The sequence below is a fragment of the Flavobacterium sp. TN-1 genome (assembly GCF_052828645.1).
This window is the reverse complement of the sequence record NZ_CM128253.1, coordinates 2,971,201-2,990,721: the sequence shown is the minus strand read 5'-3', so window position 1 is coordinate 2,990,721 and position 19,521 is coordinate 2,971,201. Positions and strand designations below refer to the sequence as shown.

17 protein-coding genes are annotated in these 19,521 nt (G+C 26.9%); 11 read left to right on the top strand and 6 right to left on the bottom strand.

Annotated features, from left to right (window positions below):
- Nucleotides 1-358 precede the first annotated feature (358 nt).
- The 3 genes from ACUXZJ_RS13510 (at nt 359) to ACUXZJ_RS13500 (ending at nt 1,389) form a co-directional block, all read left to right on the top strand.
- Nucleotides 359-502 carry a hypothetical protein gene (locus tag ACUXZJ_RS13510; RefSeq protein ID WP_158447568.1) on the top strand — a complete coding sequence of 48 codons (144 nt, stop codon included), beginning with the start codon at nt 359-361 and terminating at the stop codon, nt 500-502.
- A gap of 145 nt (nt 503-647) precedes the next feature.
- Nucleotides 648-1,046, top strand: a complete 399-nt coding sequence (locus ACUXZJ_RS13505) for a hypothetical protein (RefSeq protein WP_063743801.1) — start codon at nt 648-650, stop codon at nt 1,044-1,046.
- A gap of 37 nt (nt 1,047-1,083) precedes the next feature.
- Nucleotides 1,084-1,389 carry a hypothetical protein gene (locus tag ACUXZJ_RS13500; protein ID WP_063743802.1) on the top strand — a complete coding sequence of 102 codons (306 nt, stop codon included), beginning with the start codon at nt 1,084-1,086 and terminating at the stop codon, nt 1,387-1,389.
- 506 nt (nt 1,390-1,895) lie between these two features.
- Here the strand turns inward: ACUXZJ_RS13500 and ACUXZJ_RS13495 are convergent.
- The gene (locus tag ACUXZJ_RS13495; RefSeq protein WP_060382506.1) at nt 1,896-2,660 is read right to left on the bottom strand and encodes a TIGR02757 family protein; all 765 of its coding nucleotides are present in this window, start codon (nt 2,658-2,660) and stop codon (nt 1,896-1,898) included.
- A 1-nt stretch (nt 2,661) separates the two neighbouring features.
- Nucleotides 2,662-3,369 carry an ABC transporter ATP-binding protein gene (locus ACUXZJ_RS13490; protein WP_060382505.1) on the bottom strand — a complete coding sequence of 236 codons (708 nt, stop codon included), beginning with the start codon at nt 3,367-3,369 and terminating at the stop codon, nt 2,662-2,664.
- A gap of 316 nt (nt 3,370-3,685) precedes the next feature.
- Here ACUXZJ_RS13490 and ACUXZJ_RS13485 point away from each other — a divergent pair, with 316 nt between their 5' ends.
- The 4 genes from ACUXZJ_RS13485 (at nt 3,686) to ACUXZJ_RS13470 (ending at nt 7,653) form a co-directional block, all read left to right on the top strand.
- Complete coding sequence (locus tag ACUXZJ_RS13485) at nt 3,686-5,188, top strand: oleate hydratase (protein ID WP_088467076.1); 1,503 nt, start codon at nt 3,686-3,688, stop codon at nt 5,186-5,188.
- Between the two features lie 517 nt (nt 5,189-5,705).
- Nucleotides 5,706-6,539 carry a hypothetical protein gene (locus tag ACUXZJ_RS13480; protein ID WP_060382503.1) on the top strand — a complete coding sequence of 278 codons (834 nt, stop codon included), beginning with the start codon at nt 5,706-5,708 and terminating at the stop codon, nt 6,537-6,539.
- A 152-nt stretch (nt 6,540-6,691) separates the two neighbouring features.
- Nucleotides 6,692-7,000 (top strand): hypothetical protein, encoded by a 309-nt coding sequence (locus tag ACUXZJ_RS13475; protein ID WP_376777356.1) that lies wholly within the window; start codon nt 6,692-6,694, stop codon nt 6,998-7,000.
- Nucleotides 7,001-7,020: 20 nt separating this feature from the next.
- Nucleotides 7,021-7,653 (top strand): M15 family metallopeptidase, encoded by a 633-nt coding sequence (locus ACUXZJ_RS13470; protein WP_063743804.1) that lies wholly within the window; start codon nt 7,021-7,023, stop codon nt 7,651-7,653.
- Here the strand turns inward: ACUXZJ_RS13470 and ACUXZJ_RS13465 are convergent.
- The 4 genes from ACUXZJ_RS13465 to ACUXZJ_RS13450 form a co-directional block, all read right to left on the bottom strand.
- On the bottom strand, nt 7,634-8,206 hold the full coding sequence (locus ACUXZJ_RS13465; RefSeq protein WP_060382501.1) for a hypothetical protein: 573 nt from the start codon (nt 8,204-8,206) through the stop codon (nt 7,634-7,636). The two genes, ACUXZJ_RS13470 and ACUXZJ_RS13465, sit on opposite strands and share 20 nt — an antisense overlap.
- A gap of 3 nt (nt 8,207-8,209) precedes the next feature.
- Nucleotides 8,210-9,388, bottom strand: a complete 1,179-nt coding sequence (locus tag ACUXZJ_RS13460; protein WP_060382500.1) for a class I SAM-dependent methyltransferase — start codon at nt 9,386-9,388, stop codon at nt 8,210-8,212.
- A complete protein-coding gene (locus ACUXZJ_RS13455; RefSeq protein ID WP_060382499.1) occupies nt 9,388-10,476 on the bottom strand; it encodes an AI-2E family transporter in 1,089 nt (362 codons plus the stop codon). Before ACUXZJ_RS13455 ends, ACUXZJ_RS13460 begins: the two co-directional genes overlap by 1 nt.
- Nucleotides 10,477-10,556: 80 nt before the next feature.
- Nucleotides 10,557-11,510 carry a zinc metalloprotease gene (locus tag ACUXZJ_RS13450; RefSeq protein WP_060382498.1) on the bottom strand — a complete coding sequence of 318 codons (954 nt, stop codon included), beginning with the start codon at nt 11,508-11,510 and terminating at the stop codon, nt 10,557-10,559.
- 352 nt (nt 11,511-11,862) lie between these two features.
- Between ACUXZJ_RS13450 and ACUXZJ_RS13445 the strand changes: the two genes are divergently transcribed.
- The 4 genes from ACUXZJ_RS13445 (at nt 11,863) to ACUXZJ_RS13430 (ending at nt 19,023) form a co-directional block, all read left to right on the top strand.
- The gene (locus ACUXZJ_RS13445; protein ID WP_060382497.1) at nt 11,863-14,874 is read left to right on the top strand and encodes a tetratricopeptide repeat protein; all 3,012 of its coding nucleotides are present in this window, start codon (nt 11,863-11,865) and stop codon (nt 14,872-14,874) included.
- Between the two features lie 184 nt (nt 14,875-15,058).
- Nucleotides 15,059-16,831, top strand: coding sequence for a hypothetical protein (locus ACUXZJ_RS13440; protein ID WP_060382496.1), 1,773 nt, complete (start codon nt 15,059-15,061; stop codon nt 16,829-16,831).
- 84 nt (nt 16,832-16,915) lie between these two features.
- Nucleotides 16,916-17,365, top strand: a complete 450-nt coding sequence (locus ACUXZJ_RS13435) for a hypothetical protein (RefSeq protein ID WP_060382495.1) — start codon at nt 16,916-16,918, stop codon at nt 17,363-17,365.
- A 29-nt stretch (nt 17,366-17,394) separates the two neighbouring features.
- Nucleotides 17,395-19,023: an amidohydrolase gene (locus tag ACUXZJ_RS13430; RefSeq protein WP_063743805.1), complete on the top strand. Its 1,629-nt coding sequence runs from the start codon at nt 17,395-17,397 to the stop codon at nt 19,021-19,023.
- Nucleotides 19,024-19,521: the final 498 nt, after the last annotated feature.

Below are 19,521 nucleotides of genomic sequence, written 5' to 3'. Positions count from 1 at the left end.
AATAAAGTTATTCCGTTTATAATATTTATATTTCAATTATTATCAATTGTAAGACTTTGGTATGTGCATAAATATCAAAGTTCAAAAATTCCATCAGATTTTATTGAATTTATTATTTTTTCAGGGGTTAATATAATTATATTGATTTTAGCATATTTTTATGTTTCAAATCTAAGAAATTCTGTTTGGCTATTTCCAGTAAGCATTTCAATAATTACAATAATAATAATGATAATCATACTCTTTATTATGTTAATAAATAAGTATTGATTTCCGTTTTTTTAAATTAAATGAGCTACAGGAAAGATAGAAAAAGCACCTTACACTGGCAATGGAAAATCGTTAAAAAAAATGTGCAATGAAACAATTGATAATTAATGCAATTTTATCACTATTAATGATGAATTGTAAAGGACAAATGACCTACGCTAAAAACACTAACAATCCAAAAAAAGATACAATGGAATACTTTAATAAAGATAAATATAAAGATTTCTATTAACTGTGCCCAAAAAGGCACATCATATAAAACGCCAATAGAGCCTCCCAAAATAGTATTAAACCAAGGAAAAGTAAAAAAAGTAGAACTAGTTACAAATTTAGATCTGGGTTCAAAGAATGATAAATCAGGAGGTACTCAGCTAGGAATGATTTTTGGAAAAGAATATACGTTTCAAGTCACACAATATGATAATGAAACACCTTTAACTCGTAGGCTAACCAAATGGCAAATGCGCTACCATAGTCCAAAATACTCACAAAATAAATGGATAGATGTACCGTTAAAAGTTACAGGGGACACTGTTAAAATTACTATGAATGAAGAGGATATGTGTGACAGATTTATCTATGTTAGAGCTTATATTGACGACCCTAAAAGCGAAGGAGAAATAAAAGTTTGGAAACATAATAGGTTTAGATGGTTTGATAGAGAGGTGCTAGAAGAAGAAATGGAAGAGAGAACCACAAAAGGAATGCCTCGGAAAGTTAATCAAGCAGGAAATTCTTTGTGCGGAATGGCCTGTATATTCTATTTTATTTGCTAAGGAAAAACCAAATGACTATAAAAAATTTGCTTTTGAATTGTTCAGAAATATTGTAAACAATGGAAAAATTAGAAAATCACTTCGATTTGATAATGAAAATAACAGTTTAAATTTCAAATATAATGGTTTGCAAACTACTGATACAATACAAGTTATTATAAATAATGAATTATATTATATATATGATTTTAAAAATCAATTCATTAATTACCCAAAGCATAACGAATGTGAATTGACTTCTTGTAAAGTTAATAATATTAATACTTCGTGTATTAGAGGGGAAATTACAATATCTAAAAACTACTATAAAAATTATAATTTTGATAAGTATTATGATAGATAGTCCTCTACTTTTACAAATTTTACACATAAATGGACACAAATAAGCAAGCAATCTTACGAACTCTCTTATTACTGTTGGAAAAAATTATATAAAAAAGAAAAGCTTTAGAACTAAAGTTTTTAATATAAATTTCTATGGATATATCAAATTTTAAAAATAGTATTACCTGCCTATTTATCTTAAAAAAGTGAGATACTTTGGATTTTCTTTGGCATTCACACAGCCAATACTTTAGAAATAGGGCGAAGAATTTATCAGCAACAGCAAACTTTAGTAGCATAAAAAATGAAAATTAGCCTCCTGTTGCGAACTAAAAACCAATTTTTAAAGACTTGAATCCATCAAAAAACAAAATGCCCCAAGATTGTAAATCAAAATGGGTTATTTTTTTATTTTTTCACAAAAGTGTGGTTACTTCTGAATGTGCCTATTTAAACTTTAATTTTTTTTAAATGTTATATTCTTAATTTAAATGATTGAAAATATAAAATTTGTAATTCATCGTTTTAAAAATTTTCAAAAATTCCTAGTCCAAATAAAGCAAAATCATATTTTACAGGATCTTTTGGATCTAGTAATCGTAGGCTATTATCTAATTCATTTAGGGCTTTAGCATCGTTTTGTTTACGACTTAAGAGACCTAATTTTCTAGCTACATTGCCTGAATGAACGTCTAACGGACAAGATAAAGCAGAGGAAGAAATTTGATTCCATATCCCCAAGTCAACACCTGAGGAATCTTGTCTACACATCCATCGTAAAAACATATTAATTCGCTTAGCAGCGGAATTATTTAAAGGATCTGATACATGTTTTTGGGATCTAGTAGTATCTGAAATTTCAAAAAAAACTTTTTTAAATTCACTAATTGCTTTTTGAGTGGAGTTATGGTCTGTATGTTTTGTAAAAACAGTTTCTAAACCTCCATGATGTAAATAAATATGTTGAAGGTTTTTTATAAACGCTATAAAATCTTGTCCATTAAAAGTTCTATGTACAAACGAACCCAGTTTATCCAATTGACTTGAATTATGATTCATAACAAAATCATAAGGAGAATCACCTAGCAAATTCATCATTCTTTGGGCATTTTTTATAATCATTTTTCTATTACCCCAAGCTATAGTTGCACTTAAGAAAGCAGCAATTTCAATATCTTCTTTGATACTGAATAAATGAGGAATTTGTATAGGGTCGCTGTCTATAAAATTAAGACGATTATATAAATCTACTTTTTCATCTAAAAAACTTTTTAATTCTGTTAAAACCATTTTAATCAAGGATTACTTCTATACTATGAATATCTTTTATGTTACCATCTACAATGGTTATCTTTCTATCCGCCATATCTGCTAAGTCCTCATTATGGGTAACAATTACAAAGGTTTGATTTAACTCATCACGTAGTTTAAAAAATAATCGATGTAGGTTTTCTGCAGTTGTAGTGTCTAAATTACCAGAAGGTTCATCTGCAAAAATTACTTTAGGCTTGTTTATCATAGCTCTAGCAACGGCAACCCGCTGTTGTTCTCCTCCTGACAATTCCATAGGTTTATGATTCATTCGATGCTCTAACCCTAAATAAGCTAGTAATTTTTTAGCCTCTTCTTCGACTTCTTTTTTATGTCTTTTGGCAATATAACCTGGTATACAGACATTCTCTAAAGCAGTAAATTCAGGTAATAGTTGATGGAATTGAAAAATAAAACCAAGATTTAAATTCCTGAATTTAGATAATTCTTTATCATTCATTTTTAATACATCTTGACCATTAATTTTTAAAGAAGAACTAAGGGTTATACCTTTTCTGTTTTTTAAACTAGGTTGATCTAAAGTGCCTAAAATTTGTAATAAAGTAGTTTTTCCTGCTCCAGAAGCACCTACAATAGAGACAACTTCTCCTTTTTTGATTTCAAGATTTACTCTTTTTAAAACTTTTAGTTGTCCAAAGTATTTATGAATATTAGTGGCTTTAATCATTACTAAGTATTTTCACAAATAAACAAAGAATTTTATTGAACTTCAAATAAAGTTTTATTAAGCTTAATACAGTATCCTATTTTGAATGAATTTTAAGAAGAATAATTTTGAAATTATTGAATCTATTTTAAAGAGGTTTTATTATGAACTTAATAAAGCATTAAGGCATATTATTATTATTTGGTTTTTTTAAACAATAAGTTGTTTTTATTTTATTTTATTTTTTTTATATTTAATTTGTGATATTGTTTTGTTTTTTAGTGCTTATTGTGAAAAAAAATTTTAATTTTGTATGCTTGCATAATAAATTAAACAAATGAAGAAAATTGTAATTTTTGGTTCTGGTATTACAGGACTTAAACTAGCTCACGAATTAGTTAAAACAGGAAATATAGTTACTGTTTATGAAAAAAAAGATCAACCTGGAGGAAAATGTATGGGGACTTTTGAAGATGGTTTACCAACGGAGCTTACGCATAGACAAATGTTTGCCTCTAATATGAATTTTATTAATACATTAAATGAAATAGAGTATAACGGTAGTAATTTGTTAAAAAATATTGAACCTTTAAAGAATGTGCAATTTTATTGGGCAAATGAAAATAAGTTCATGGATTTTAAACGAAACTTTTTTAATTTTTTTGAACTATTGATAGATAATTTAAAATCAGCAAATTCTTTGTTTTTTTCAGGAGTACCTTTAAAAGATATTTATTGGTTTCGATCTAAATTGTTAGTAAATAAAGCAGATAAAAACACATTAAATATGCCTTTATCTGAATATTTAGAATTTGAAAAAAGACCTAAATTGGCAAATTTCATTCTTAAAATAATATCTACTTGGATAGGGGGTAATGGAAATACTAAGACAGGAGATTTTTTATTACTTTTTAATTATAAGAACTTATCAAAAGAAAAAGTCTATACTGAAACTAATACAACAAGTATTACTCTTAATGGTCCTATATCTGATTCTTTAATACAACCTTGGTATGATTTTTTAAAACAAAAAGGAGTAACTTTTTATTTTAACGAAGGTGTAAAAAAATTAAATATTAACGATGGAAAAGTTTTAAGTGCAATTTCTGAAAAGGATAACATTATTGAGGCAGATGCTTTTATTTTAGCCATACCTCCTAAACAAGTTATAAGTATGTTGCCTAAAATTTCTGATAGACTGTCTGTTAGTTATATTAAAAGTCATGGTTTTCAATTTCATTTTAAAGAAATTCCAGATTTATTCATCAATAAAACAATTGGAATTATAGCTGATTCAGCTTGGGGATTAAGTTATAAACTGTATCATAGTAAAAAATATGCACATAAAGAGTTTTCTAATAATGTTAAATTAACTGTTTCTATTACGGCTACAAAAACAGAAAAAGAAAAAGGTCTTTTGCATAACAAACCTCTAATAGAATGTACTTTAAAAGAAGTAGAAGAAGAAATCTTATTCCAATTAGGAATTAAGGAAAATATGTATAAAGATATTATGTATGGAAATTTAAATATTGGTGTTGGAGCAAAATACCTTGAATATACTGATTTTAACTTAGAAAGATATAAAAATTGGCATCATGGCCCTATAATTAATGAAAACAACACTAAATATTTTTGGGCTTTTGAAAATGAATTAATAAATCCAGATTATAACAATAGAGTAGGGATAAATTCAGCTAGTTATGATAACGTTTTTATATCAGGAGAATGGATTAATGATGATAGTCAAGTATGGACAGTTCCTTCAACAATTGAAAGATGTATGGAAAATGCAGCTATTTGTTCTAAAGTAGTACAAGATTATTTAGTAGAAGCTTAGAATTTTTTAATGATTTATTAGGTGTAGTTATTCATTCCGTTTGTTTTTAAATATTTTGAAAACAAAATAGTATCATTTTAGTTTAATCCATATTATAAATTAGATTTATTCCAGATATATATGGCTTTGAATCTGAAAAGATTAAATTTTTGTCCTCCATGTAGAAAAACTACATCTGCGGAAAAAAATTCAATATATTTTGTCTTCTTTGCTCTTTTGATCCGCATCACAAAGTCTAACATTTAATTTGGGATAGAAAATTTAAAATGAAATACTATAAAAAAATGATATTAAAATAATTACACCTAATAAATTATTTTTCTCTCTCTATTTTATGAAATTCCTGAAAAATTAAAAAAATAACGATTAGTCTTGCTCTAATCTATATGTAATTTGTATGATATTAAATCTAAAGTTTTCTTATTGTTAGAGTTATAAGCCAAATGTTGATTCTTTATCTAAAAACTTTAGAATATAAAAAATATCAATTTAAAAAAAATAATTTAATACATTTAAAATGAGTTTATTATCAAATAAAAAATATCAATTATATACTACCTCATTATTTTTCCTTTTAAGCCTACTTTACTGTTTTTTTATTCAATACCTAATTCAAAAAAGTGTTTATAATGAAATTATTATTAGTTTACTTTTTCCATTGTTAGCTATTCCTTTTTTTAATAAAGAAAATTTAACATCAGATATTAAAAGATTACTAATATTAGAAACTTTTTTTAATCTAATATGTATCACTTTAAAACTAAATACATCTTTAAAAATAGAAATGATTATTTTTGATATTGTATTTGCTGTATTCTTTTTTTTTCAATCAGGAGGTTTTTTACTTTCCTTACTTACTAAAAAAACATATTATAATTTAATACCCACTATAGCATTAACTATAGGTCTTTTTATATATTATTTTAGATCAACAGGAACAATACTTTCTCCTGATAACAAAATCCTTATTTATGGCTATGATGCGCCCCTTGAATTACAATTTATTTATGGTTCTTGGTTAATCGGAGTATTATTAATCGACAATAAATTTTTATTACCCAAAGCGACAGTATTAATGGTTCATCTAGCTTCATTTATAGTAGCTTTTAAAGCTAATGAATTCTTTCATTCAAGAATAGCAACAGCATGTCATCTTTTTGTTTTGAATTCCATATTCGTATATAAATCACAAAATTGGATAGATAAAGATTTTGTGTCCATAAATTTTATAAAAACAATTTTAGACAAACCTAGATATTATAAAGCTTTATCATTAGTAATAAGTGTTTTATCTGTATTTTTCTTAATCTGTTTATTCTTTAATGTACAATGGCATTTTTTTAAAAGATAGTAAGATAAAATATAATACTTAACTGTTTTCTGTTTTTTATACCAAAACACAAAAAAACACTTTAAATAGTAAGATTATTTTAGAAATAGATATATTTGATATTTTAAAACTAATATTTTATCCTAGATATTAATCATTTATATATTATTGTTGTGTATTTATTCAATAATCAATTAAATAAAAAAAAGAAACAAGCAACAATTGGGAAATTAACCATAAGTATCGTAATGGATCTTGTGGGATATTTTAGTTATTTATTTCCTGGAGCAGGCGAATTTATAGACTTTTTTTGGGCTCCTTTTGCGGCATTTATAATGAGTATTCTTTATAAAGGAACAATTGGTAAAATTGCAGGATTTTTGACTTTTATTGAAGAAATAACACCAGGTTTAGATTTTATACCATCTTTTACAATTACTTGGTTTTATGAATATTATAAAGAGTCAAAACAAGAGAATTAGTTTAAAAATATAAAAGATTTATGTTTATAAAAAAGATAATCATCTTAATAACCATTTTTTTTTCAATGGGTTTTTTTTCTCAAAATAAAAACGTTGTTGTTGTACATGATACCACATTTGTAAATATAAAAGATTATTCTAAGAATTTTATTTTAGATATTAGATATGCCACAAATGATAACTTCTTAAAGAGTAAGGTATATGATTGCGATGCTTGTTATTTGCGATATAAAACAGTTAAACAATTGATAAAAGCTAATAAAGAATTTCTAAAGGAAGGATATAGAATAAAATTATTTGACTGTTATCGACCTTTAAGTATACAAAAAAAAATGTGGAAAATAATCTCCAACCCTAATTATGTAGCAAATCCTGAAAAAGGATCAATACATAATAGAGGAGGAGCAGTAGATTTAACTTTAGTAGATAAATTAGGAAATGAATTAAATATGGGAACTGAATTTGATCACTTTGGAAAAGAATCATCTCATACTTATAGTAATTTATCTAAAGAAATATTAAAAAATAGAAAATGGTTAAAAGACATGATGAAAAAACACCATTTTGACGCATTAGAATCAGAATGGTGGCATTATGGTTTAGAAGGAGCTCGTTACTTTCAATTGTCTAATTTTAATTGGAAATGCAATTAAAGTGATCTATGAAAAATTGAGCAGGAAAATAAGTTTCAACCAGTGTCTCACAATCTAACTCTTTGCGTATGACATAATCTGTAGAAGTGCCAGCAAAGTGAATACGCATAAAACTAATAGGGTATTTCTTTAATTCTTCTAAATCATCTTTTAAAAAAAAGAAATTAGATTCTATAAAACGATTATTTATACGTTCTTTTTCATTATAAATTAGATCATCACAACGATCATTATCACCATAAAGTAAAGTATAAATTCTACCATTACTTAGTTGAAAGATAATTTTAGAAGATTTATCAAAACAAATTGGTGTTTCAAATTTCTGACTTTTTTGAAGATGCTCTAATTTTAATGAAGGAATCCCGTTTGTAGAAATAAGAGAAAGGAAAATAAGTGTAGTTTTTCCTCCAAAAACTTTTTCATAGATTGTGCAACTTTTGGTTTGCTTTATTACACTAATAGAGTCCTTAATATTTAGGGCTAATTCGCAAGGTTTTTGTGACCAAATATAAAAATTTGTAAAAAGGAATAACCAATTAAATATAATTTTCATTTTTTAAATTTTATCGCAAAGCAAAATAATTTTATTATTATCTATATCAGTTGTAAAAAAAGCATATAAATTTCCTCCTTCTTTTATTTTCCATTTTTTTCGAATAGTTTCTACCGTTTCGGGAAAATTGCGAGTTGTAATATTTGCTTTTTTACCTTCTAAGTGTTTTTTAATTTCTATTTTATTATATGAAATATTTTCAATTATTTTAAATTTTCTACCAGGGAAATTAATAAGTTCATTATTTGTGTATAAGTGCGAGAAAGAATGAAGTTTATGTATAGGAAACAAATAACAGATATAATCAAATGCTCCTGATTTCATAATAGCACTATTAGGCTCGTATAAAAATAGTTGAGGTTTGCTATAATTACAATTAAAACTTTCTTTACCCCATATAAATTCTATGGACTCATTTTCTTCTTTAGTAATATTAATGGCTTTTGTTAAAATAGTATTATTGTAATCTTTTTCAATAATCCAAAGAAGTTCCTTTACTTCATTTTGAAAGGCTACGATATGAATTTCTTTTACATTTTTTAATTCATTTAGACCTGCTGATATATCTAATATAGGAGCTGTTTTGATTAATATATGTTCTGTAAATTGAAAATAAAAATCTAATAAATCAGGAACGTTAGGCAAACAATCTTTTAATAAAAAGACTTTTCCTTTAGTGTCATTCCTTCTTGAAGGATCAATATAAATCCAGTCAAAATGATTATTTAATTTTACTAAGGTTTCAATACTATCTCCTAGGTAACATTCAATATTATATGTTTTTAGCTCACTAAAATTATGTTTTACAATTTCATGTAAATCAGTTTTAATTTCACAATGAACGAGATGATTAAAATTCTTAGAAAAATAATAATCATCTATACCAAAACCACCTGTTAAATCAATTAAATTATTACCGCTTATAAGAGAAGATTTGTATAGAGCCGTAATTTCAGATGAGGTTTGTTCTATTGATAGTTTACTTGGGAATATAATGTTTTTTTGATGATACCAAGTAGGTAGTTTTTCTTTCGATTTTGCTTTAGAAGCAATTTGATTTAAAATTTCATTCCAGGGTATTTCAGGAAAAGGGTTTTTCATTAATGCTATTTTTGTGAAATTTAACGTTAATGAATTTTCTATGAATTCTTGTACTTTAGGTGCTAATAGATCAAAAATCATTATAAATTTTTTGTGATAGAATAGATGAATTTATTGTTAGGAAAAAATTCTTTTCCAACTACTTTGAGTATAGTGTAAGATGGAACGGCAATAATCATTCCCGTAATTCCAAATAAAAAACCAAAAATTAAGATTATCAAAAATATTTCTAAAGGATGTGAATTTGTACTGTTTGAAAAGATGATAGGTTGGCTGAAATTATTATCTATAAATTGAACTGCAAAAAAACCAGCTAAAATATATAACGCATGATATAGCATTTCGGTATTAATACTTCCATTAAAACTGCTTAATAAAGCTAAAGTAACAGCTAAAACACTTGCTATGATTGGACCAATGTAAGGAATGATATTTAAAACAGCACAAATAAAGGCTATAATGAAAGAATTTTCTACATCAAAAAAGAATAATACCAGAAAATAAAGTATAAACACAATTAGAAGTTGTAGCAATATACCGCTAAAATATTTTAATAGTAAAAAATCTATTTTTTGGATAGAAGCTACTATTTTTTCTTCGTGTTCATCTGGTAGGATATTTTTAAATAATCGTAAAAAAATAGCTCTATCTTTTAAGAAGAAAAAAGTAATGAAAAAACAAGAAGCAATTCCCATTCCTAGATTACTAATTGCATTGATAAAAGCATTTAGGAATTCACTTAAAAAGTGGAAATTAAAATATTTAGTTAAGTTGCTTTTATTAAGTATTTGATCGGCTTTAAAGCCGTTTGAATTTAAGAATGATTCTAGTTGAATGATTAAATGTTCTATTTGTATAGATAATGCTTTACTGTCTAATAGGGAAATATGAGTAGCTTGACTATTTATTAATGGGATAAACATTAAGAAGAATCCCAATACGATAAGTCCAAAAAGAAATAAGGTTGTTAATACGGCTAAAACATTTTTGAATTTTAGTTTTTTTCTAAAAAAATCCACAATAGGAGAGCCTATCATAGAAAGTAATAATGAAATAATTAGGTAAATAATTACGGTTTTAATTTTATAAAGAAAATAAAGTAAAATTGTAATGAGAACTAAAGAAATGATTGCTCTTATAATTCCGTTTGCAATGGTTTTGCTTTCCATGTTTTACGTTTTTGAAACGAATATATAAAAAAAATCCTGAGAAATACTCTCAGGATTTTAATCATATTAAAAATTTTATATTATGGTTGAGCAAAAGAATTTCTTGCACCACCAGCAGCAAATACTGCTAAAGCTCTTGATCTTTGACCTAAAGAGAACATATACATTCCTCTATCGTCTGTATAATCCATGTAGTTCATGTACATTTCAAGTGGAGTACCTGTACAAGTTGATCTATGACCTACAGCAGGAACACCTGAATTTGCAGAGTTATGAACAGGAGTGTCAGCTACTAAATCAGATCCACAAGTAGCATCACCCCAGATATGACGTAAATTGATCCAGTGACCTACTTCGTGAGTAGCTGTACGTCCTAAGTTGAATGGGTAAGTTGCAGTTCCTGTATTTCCTGTATACTTAGAATCTAAAACTACACCATCAGTAGCTGAAGAACCTCCAGGGAATTGAGCATATCCTAGTATTCCTCCTCCAATTGTACAAACCCAAATATTTAATTTAGTTGTTGGAGCAGTAGGATTAATACCTCCTTGAGTTGATTTTTTCATAGCATCAGCTGTTCCCCAAGATGTTTTAGTAGTCGTTTTTCTGATTACTTGATCTAATACAAAACGGATTCCTAGGTTACCACTTCTTACACTTGCATAAGGATTGTTAGCTGTGTTGTAATCAGTATTAGTTGCAGAAAAATCTCTGTTTAAAACATCAATCTGAGATTGTAATTGAGCTAATGAAATATTTTCAGCAGTAGTTCTGTATAATACGTTAAATACGACTGGGATTTCAATAACACCATTTACTAATCTTCCTGATTTGATAATTTCAGAAGTTTGTTTTTCAATATCACTCATTCTAGATGCCAATCCTGGATCTTCTTGCATTTGTCTTTCTAAGACTTCGTGAGAAGCACATCCTCTGTGTGCAGAAGCGTCAACTTGATTGTTAATAACACTGTCTTCTTTTTGGCAAGAAAACATCATTAATGCAGCAGAAGCTGATAATAATAATTTTTTCATAATTTGTTTTTTTTGTTTGGTTTGATTAATAAATAAGTTTTTTAATTCGTTTGCTAAATTAATATTATTTTTTGTTTAAACAAATTTAATTTTTGTTTGTGTAATTTTTTTGTTAAAATTTTAATTTTAATATATTTTTTTTTCTTTGATTTAAGGGGGGATTATGTTTTTTTTAGTTTAATTGTTTTATTTTTAATAATATTAATGGTGTTTGTCCTGTTCTTGAAGAAAAAAAATCTTTTAAGCTATTACTATGGAAGAATAGCGGTATAAAATAATAAACTGATAACATAAACGTTTTAAACTATATTTATAGGAGAAAATACTACATTTGAATTACAAAAAATATCTTATGCGTCAATTACCTTTGTATATATACATCATTCTTTTTTTGAGAAGTCTATCTGTTTTTTGTCAACAGTCAGAAATTTATACAAATACTCTTAGCTCTTATCAAACAGGGATTAATCTTCTTAAAAGTAAAAACTATTTAGCTGCTCAGTTGGTTTTTGATAAAATACAAAAAACAGCTCCATTTGAAACCGCATCAGATTGTTCTTTTTACAGCGCACTCACTTCTTTAAGGTTAAGGCAAGAAAGTGCAGACCAAAAAATGCTTTTGTTTATAAAGGAATACCCTACAAGTACCAAAATGAATTTAGCTTATTCTGAATTAGCAACTTACTTTTTTGAAAAAGGAAGATTTGCCTATGCTTTAGAATATTTTGAAAAAGTAGATGAATCCGCATTAACGCATGATGAACTTGAAAAATATTATTTTTATCGTGCTTATACATTCTTTACAACTCACGATAAAAAATCAGCGAAACAATATTTTAATAAGGTTACTCAGTCTAGTGAATATGGTTCAAAAGCTAAATATTATCTAGGATTTTTAGCTTATGAAGGAGATCAGTATGACGAAGCAACTAAATATTTCGAGCAAGTAGCTAAAGATACTAGATACAATGAGAAAATTTCTTATTTTCAAGCAGACATGGCATTTAAGTCAGGTGCTTTTCAAAAAGCAATTGATTTAGGGGTAAAAGCAATACCTCATTCAACAATAGAAGAGAAATCAGAGCTTAATAAAATTATAGGAGAAAGTTATTTTAATTTAAAAGAATATGATAGAAGTATTTCGTATTTAAAAGAATATGAAGGAAAAGAAGGAAAATGGACTAATACGGATTTTTATCAGTTAGGGTATGCCTTTTATCAAAAAAAGAACTATGATAATGCTATAAGTTATTTTAATAAAATTATTGAAGGAAATGATTTAGTTGCACAAAATGCGTATTATCATTTAGGAGAAAGTTATTTAAAAACCAATAAAAAACAACAAGCATTAAACGCTTTTAAAAACGCTTCTGAAATGATTTTTGATAAAAAAATTCAAGAAGATGCTTATCTAAATTATGCCCGTTTGAGTTATGATATAGGAAACTCCTATCAAACAACACCAGAGGTATTGGTTAATTTCTTAAAAAAATATCCTAACACAGTTCATAAAATTGAAATCGAAAGATTATTAGTTAACTCTTTTGTAACTTCTCACAACTATAAGGAAGCATTACTGTTACTTGAAAAAAATAAAAATATAGGAAATCGAGCAATTTATCAAAAAGTAGCTTTTTATAGAGGGCTTGAATTATATGGCGAAAATAATTATAATGAAGCATGGAGTTTATTTAAAAAATCTATAGAAGAACAAAAAGATCCTCTATTTACAACTCGTGCAGCCTTTTGGAAAGCAGAAACAGAGTTTATTCAAAACGATTTTTCAAATGCTTTACTAAGTTATAAACAATTTCTGGGCTTTTCAGAATCAAAATCTACCATTGAAAATAAGAATATACATTACAATATAGCCTACACTTATTTTAAATTAAAAGAATATGAACAAGCTTCAAAATTTTTTCAAAAATACACAGAAAATCCAAAAGAAGATAAAGTACGACTAATAGATGCGTATTTACGATTAGCAGATTGTTATTTTGTAACTTCTAAATATAATCTAGCTATTGAAACTTATGATAAAGTTATAAACTTAAAAGGAATAGATACAGATTATGCTAGTTTTCAAAAAGCAATATCTCATGGTTTTGTAGGTAAAAATGAAAGAAAAATAGTAGAACTCAATAATTTTATTAAAAAATTTACAGAATCACAATACCGTGATGATGCCCTTTATGAATTAGCTAATACATACACTATAACAGGACAAACTACAGCCGCTATAAAAATATATGATCAGTTAATTGCAGAGTATAAAAAAGGAAGTTATACAGCAAAAGCTATTTTGCGTCAAGGTCTTATATTCTATAATGAAGATAAAGATGATTTAGCCTTGTTAAAATTTAAAGAAGTAGCACAAGAATACCCTAAAACAGAAGAAGCTAATGAATCCGTTCGAACAGCTAGACTTATTTATATAGATAAAGGAAAAGTACAAGAATATGCAAATTGGGTTAAAACACTAGATTTTGTAGAAGTAAATGACAAAGAGTTAGATCATGATGCTTGGGAATCAATAGAAAAACAATATATACAAGAAAACAAAGAACAAGTCGGACTAAATTTAAAAAGTTATATAAATACCTTTCCAAATGGAACTCAAATAATAAAAGCGCATTTTTACTTAGCAGAATTATATTACCAAAGAAAACAGCTAGATCTTTCTATTCCTAACTATGAATATTTAGTTTCAAAATCAAGAAATGAATACACAGAGCAAGGACTTACTCGTTTGTCAGAATTATTCTTAAAAAAACAAAATATAGATAAATCACTTTTATACTTAACTCGTTTAGAAAACGAATCTGATTTTGTACAAAATAAAATTTACGCACAAGCCAATTTAATGAAGATTTATTATGAAAAGAAAGATTATAGTAATGCGGTGATTTATGCTGAAAAAACATTAATGAATCCCAAAACAGAAATTAATCTTAAAACAGATGCTCAAATTATCGTAGCGCGAGCTGCAAGAGAAGTGGGAGATGAAAGCAAGGCAAAAGAAGCTTATATAAACGTTCAAAAAACGGCTCAAGGTGAACTAATGGCAGAAGCATTATACTATGATTCATTTTTTAAAAATAAAGAAGGTAAATTTGAACTTTCCAATGCAGTCGTACAAAAAATAGCAAAAGAATATTCAGGATATAAATATTATGGAGCTAAAAGTTTAATAATTATGGCAAAAAATTTTTACGGATTAAAAGATAGTTATCAAGCAAGCTATATATTAGAAAGTGTGATTAAAAATTTTAAAAATTTTGAAGACGTGCTTATTGAAGCACAAGAAGAATTAAATAAAATAAAAATAGAAGAAGCAAAAACAAATTCCTCCATAAAAGGATAATGTTTTAAAAATATTGTAATCCTAAATTTAAAAATAGAAGCTATAAAAAAATAAAGAACAAATATTTAGCTTTTTACTCTGACACAAGTAAAGTCTTGTAAATTATTAAATAAAAAAAGGACAAGAATACCAGCTTTAAAAACATCTTTATGATAAAAAATAGCTACTTTTAAAAAGAAAATAGATGAATAGAATTAATATATATGCAATAATCTTATTAGGATTTTTTTTTCAAAAAGGATTCACTCAAAAAAAAGATGATACAATAGGTACAGAAATAATAAATGTAGTAAAACCATATACACCCACCATTTCAGATGCTTTTAAACAAAAAGAAGTGCCTCCTGTAAATGAAACAGAGTCCTTACCCAAAGAAAGTATTAAATATCAGATTTTTTCCTTTCCAGTAGCATCTACCTTTGTCCCTTCTAAAGGGAAAGCAGATCAGATAGAAAAAAGCAAACAAGAAAAAATATGGGCTAATTATATATCAGCAGCTTATGCTAATTATAATACGCTTAATTCAGAACTTTTTATTGCTCATGATATAGATGATAGCCAATATTTAGGAGGTACCGTGCGATATTTAGGTTCAGGAGGAGGTATTTCAGGTATACCATTAAATAATGGGTATGAAGACTTATTACTTGGTGGATTCTATAGTTATACATTTGAACAAAATATATTAAAATTAGATGCTTCTTACAATAGAGAAGGATATAATTGGTATGGTTTACCCTTAAAGAATCCTAATTTCAATACTACCAATATTAACCTTATAAAACCTCAACACATCTATAATACATTCAAGGCAGATGCTGAACTAATGTTCGTTAAAAGCTTTTTAAATAAAATGAATGTTCGTTATATCGGATTTTTAGATGATTATGGATCTGCTGAAAATCGTTTTATATTAAATCCTCGTTTTAACTTTGATGTAAATCAGACAGACTTTAAACTCAATATAAACCTAGATTATGCTAATACCTCTTTTGATAAAAGTTTTCAAATAAATAAAAACAACCAAGGCAAAGATCTATCTATACAGAAATCTTCATTCATTTTTAGCGCACATCCTAGTATTACTTTTAAAAAAGACGATTTGTCTTTAGATTTTGGAGTTGAATTAACTTATTTAGCTCGATTAAAAAATCGTTACTCAGGAATAGATCAAGGAACCCAATCAAGTTTTTATTTCTATCCAAAAATTTATGCCTCTTATAAAATAGTAGGAGATCTAATGGTAACAACCGCTGGAGCAGAAGGAGGTTTAGAGCAACAAACTTATCAAAATTTTGTAAATCAAAATAAATTCTTTTCACCTACTTTAGATTCCCAACCAAGTGATCATCAATACGCATTATTTGTAGGTTTAAACGGGAAACTAGCCAATACAGTTTCATATTATTTAAAATCAACTTACGAATCAATAAAGAATAAAGCCCTTTTTATTAGCAATCCTTATTTGTCTACTCCTACAGAAAATTATAGTTATGGAAATTCATTTGATGTAGTATATGATGATATTAAAAATTTTATCTTTTTTGGTGAGTTAAAAGGAGATATAAACAAAAATATAACATTAGGAATTAATACAACTTTTAATTCTTATCAAACAAACACTCAATTAGAAGCATGGAATTTGCCAATTATAAAAGTTGGTTTTTTAGGAGATTTTACCATAGGTAAAAAATGGTATGCAGGAACACAACTATTTTATATAGGCGAGCGTAAAGATCAATTTAAGAATATAACAGATTTTGTTTATCCAGATTCAATACAAAATATTGAAGCCTATTTTGATATTAACGCATATACAGGTTATAAACACAACGATCGTTTAACATTTTTTATAAAAGGTAATAATTTAGCTAATCAAAATTATCAAAAATGGTTAAACTATCCTGTGCAAGGTATACAAATATTGGGAGGAGCAAGTTATAAATTTGATTTATAAAAAAAATAAAAGAGACGAACTCTTTAATAATAATACTTATTATTCTAATGATTATATTTTACAAAAAAATATTTTATACTTAAAATGACATTAAAACAACAAATTCATAACCAATATCTTCAAATACTTCAAGATAGAGTAGACATCTTTCAAGACATGATTAAAGAACTCACTGAAGATGCTTCAAATGATGCTAAAGGATCAGCAGGAGATAAACATGAAACGGCTTTATCTATGATGCACCTCGAACAAGAAAAATTATCCGCTAAATTAAGAGAAGCAATTGAATATAAAGCTATTTTAGAAAAAATAGATACATCACAAAAACATAAAAATATTGGTCTAGGAAGTCTTGTAAAAACAAATAAATTAATTGTTTTTATCAGTTGTGCTTTGCCTAAACTAACATTAAACGATCAGGTTATTTTTGGGATCTCACCCAATTCTCCTTTAGCAAAAAAAATAATAGGACAATCAGTATCTCATCAATTTGATCTAAACGGTGTCTTATACCAAGTTTTAGAAGTTCATTAACATTATATCTACCAAAGAAAAAGACCACAATGAAATCCATTTTATCTATAATACAATTAAGTCTTTTGACTTGTCTTACCTCTTCAGCTCAAAAACAAAAAGCAGATATGATTCTTACGAATGCTACAGTTTATACCGTTGATAAAAAATTTTCAAAAACAGAAGCATTTGCAGTAAAGAATGGTAAAATTATAGACATAGGAAAAACTGCAGATATAATAAAAAAATACCAATCAATTAAAAAGATTAACGCACAAGGAAAATATATTTTCCCAGGACTTTATGATGCACATGCTCATTTATATAGTTTTGGCTTAAATCTTCAAAAAGTAGATTTGAGAGGAACTAACAGTTACCAAGAAGTTTTAGATCGAATAGTTACTTTTCAAAAAGAAAAAAATCTTGATTTTATAACAGGACGTGGTTGGGATCAAAATGATTGGAAAATTAAAGAATTTCCTACAAAAGAAGAATTAGATAGATTGTTTCCTACCATACCTATAGTTTTAACTAGAATTGATGGCCATGCTCTTCTAGCTAATAGTAAAGCCCTAGAATTAGCAAAAATTACAACAAATACAAAGGTGTTAGGTGGAGAAATCCAAATGAAAAATGGAGCACTAACAGGTATTTTAATTGATAATCCAATGGATTTAATCTATAATATTATTCCAAAGCCAAGTAAAAAAAATCAAGTACAAGCACTTAAAGATGCCCAACAAGTAATGTTTCAATATGGTTTAACAACCATTAATGAAGCAGGATTAGAAAAAGAAACCATTCACTTGATAGATTCATTACAGCAAAAAAAAGAATTAAAAATAAATATTTATGCCATGGTAAGTGCCAGTCAAGATAATGTAGATTTATATACTCAATTAGGACCTTATAAAACGGATTATTTAAATGTAAGATCTTTTAAATTTATGGGAGATGGTGCATTAGGTTCTCGTGGAGCCTGTTTACACCAGCCTTATAGCGATCGTTCTAATCATCATGGAGCATTATTATCATCAGTAACCGATATACAAAAAATAGCAAAACAAATAGCAAATTCAGAATATCAAATGAACTCCCATGCCATAGGTGATTCTACTAATACCGTTTTATTAAATATTTATAAAGAAGTTTTAAAAGACAAACCCAATAGAAGATGGAAGATTGAACACGCACAAATAATACGAGAACAAGATTTTGATGCTTTTTCTTCTAATATTATTCCTTCCGTCCAACCCACACATGCTACATCAGATATGTATTGGGCTGAACAACGAGTAGGTAAAGAACGAATTAAACATTCTTATGCTTATAAAAAAATGCTAAACAAGGCAGGAATAATTGCTTTAGGTACTGATTTCCCAATAGAAGAAGTAAATCCTATGCTTACTTTTTATGCTTCGGTTGCCCGTAAAGATTTAAAAAATTACCCAGAAGGAGGATTTCAACCAGAAAACGCCTTATCTAGAGAAGAAACCATAAAAGGAATGACCATTTGGTCTGCTTATTCTAATTTTGAAGAAAACGAAAAAGGAAGTTTAGAAATAGGAAAGTGGGCTGATTTTGTTATTTATGATAATGATTTGATGACAGTGGATATAGATGCTATTCCTTATATAAAACCTATTAATACATTTATAAAAGGAGAACAAGTAAAATAAAATTAATTTTGACAACTCATAATTAAACTTTTATAGATCCCTTCTACTATTTTAATTCTAAAATTAGAACCAAATAAAAAACTTGAAAAGTAAAAAAATAAACCTGAACTTGTTATTTTGTCTTATTAAAAATTCTTCTCTATAAGTAACATTGTTTGTATTATCTTTTTGTACTATTTCAGAAGAGTTAAAAACTATTTGAGCTTATTTTAATTTTATTAAAATATATAATAATTCATAAAATATTTTTTTAAGCAAAGTCTTATACGATTTAAACTTTGAAATTTCCTCATAATACTATTTTTTATCCTTGAGACTGTACAAAAAGTTCGCAATCTTGTTCATTTCGACTAAAGGAGAAATTACATAATCTTGATTATGAGACACCTCCTTACGTAGGAGTTATAAATTGCATGTTGATTTAGGCATTATCCTACAAAAGCAATAGAAACTAGTGTTGGTTCTCAATTCGCTTCGCGCTCGAACTAACGATGATTT

Bases quoted from the DNA above. Each gene is read 5' to 3' on its own strand.
- ACUXZJ_RS13510 (WP_158447568.1), top strand. From the start codon at position 359: ATGAAACAATTGATAATTAATGCAATTTTATCACTATTAATGATGAAT.
- ACUXZJ_RS13505 (WP_063743801.1), top strand. From the start codon at position 648: ATGATTTTTGGAAAAGAATATACGTTTCAAGTCACACAATATGATAAT.
- ACUXZJ_RS13495 (WP_060382506.1), bottom strand. From the start codon at position 2,660: ATGGTTTTAACAGAATTAAAAAGTTTTTTAGATGAAAAAGTAGATTTA.
- ACUXZJ_RS13490 (WP_060382505.1), bottom strand. From the start codon at position 3,369: ATGATTAAAGCCACTAATATTCATAAATACTTTGGACAACTAAAAGTT.
- ACUXZJ_RS13485 (WP_088467076.1), top strand. From the start codon at position 3,686: ATGAAGAAAATTGTAATTTTTGGTTCTGGTATTACAGGACTTAAACTA.
- ACUXZJ_RS13480 (WP_060382503.1), top strand. From the start codon at position 5,706: ATGAGTTTATTATCAAATAAAAAATATCAATTATATACTACCTCATTA.
- ACUXZJ_RS13470 (WP_063743804.1), top strand. From the start codon at position 7,021: ATGTTTATAAAAAAGATAATCATCTTAATAACCATTTTTTTTTCAATG.
- ACUXZJ_RS13465 (WP_060382501.1), bottom strand. From the start codon at position 8,206: ATGAAAATTATATTTAATTGGTTATTCCTTTTTACAAATTTTTATATT.
- ACUXZJ_RS13460 (WP_060382500.1), bottom strand. From the start codon at position 9,388: ATGATTTTTGATCTATTAGCACCTAAAGTACAAGAATTCATAGAAAAT.
- ACUXZJ_RS13455 (WP_060382499.1), bottom strand. From the start codon at position 10,476: ATGGAAAGCAAAACCATTGCAAACGGAATTATAAGAGCAATCATTTCT.
- ACUXZJ_RS13450 (WP_060382498.1), bottom strand. From the start codon at position 11,510: ATGAAAAAATTATTATTATCAGCTTCTGCTGCATTAATGATGTTTTCT.
- ACUXZJ_RS13445 (WP_060382497.1), top strand. From the start codon at position 11,863: ATGCGTCAATTACCTTTGTATATATACATCATTCTTTTTTTGAGAAGT.
- ACUXZJ_RS13440 (WP_060382496.1), top strand. From the start codon at position 15,059: ATGAATAGAATTAATATATATGCAATAATCTTATTAGGATTTTTTTTT.
- ACUXZJ_RS13435 (WP_060382495.1), top strand. From the start codon at position 16,916: ATGACATTAAAACAACAAATTCATAACCAATATCTTCAAATACTTCAA.
- ACUXZJ_RS13430 (WP_063743805.1), top strand. From the start codon at position 17,395: ATGAAATCCATTTTATCTATAATACAATTAAGTCTTTTGACTTGTCTT.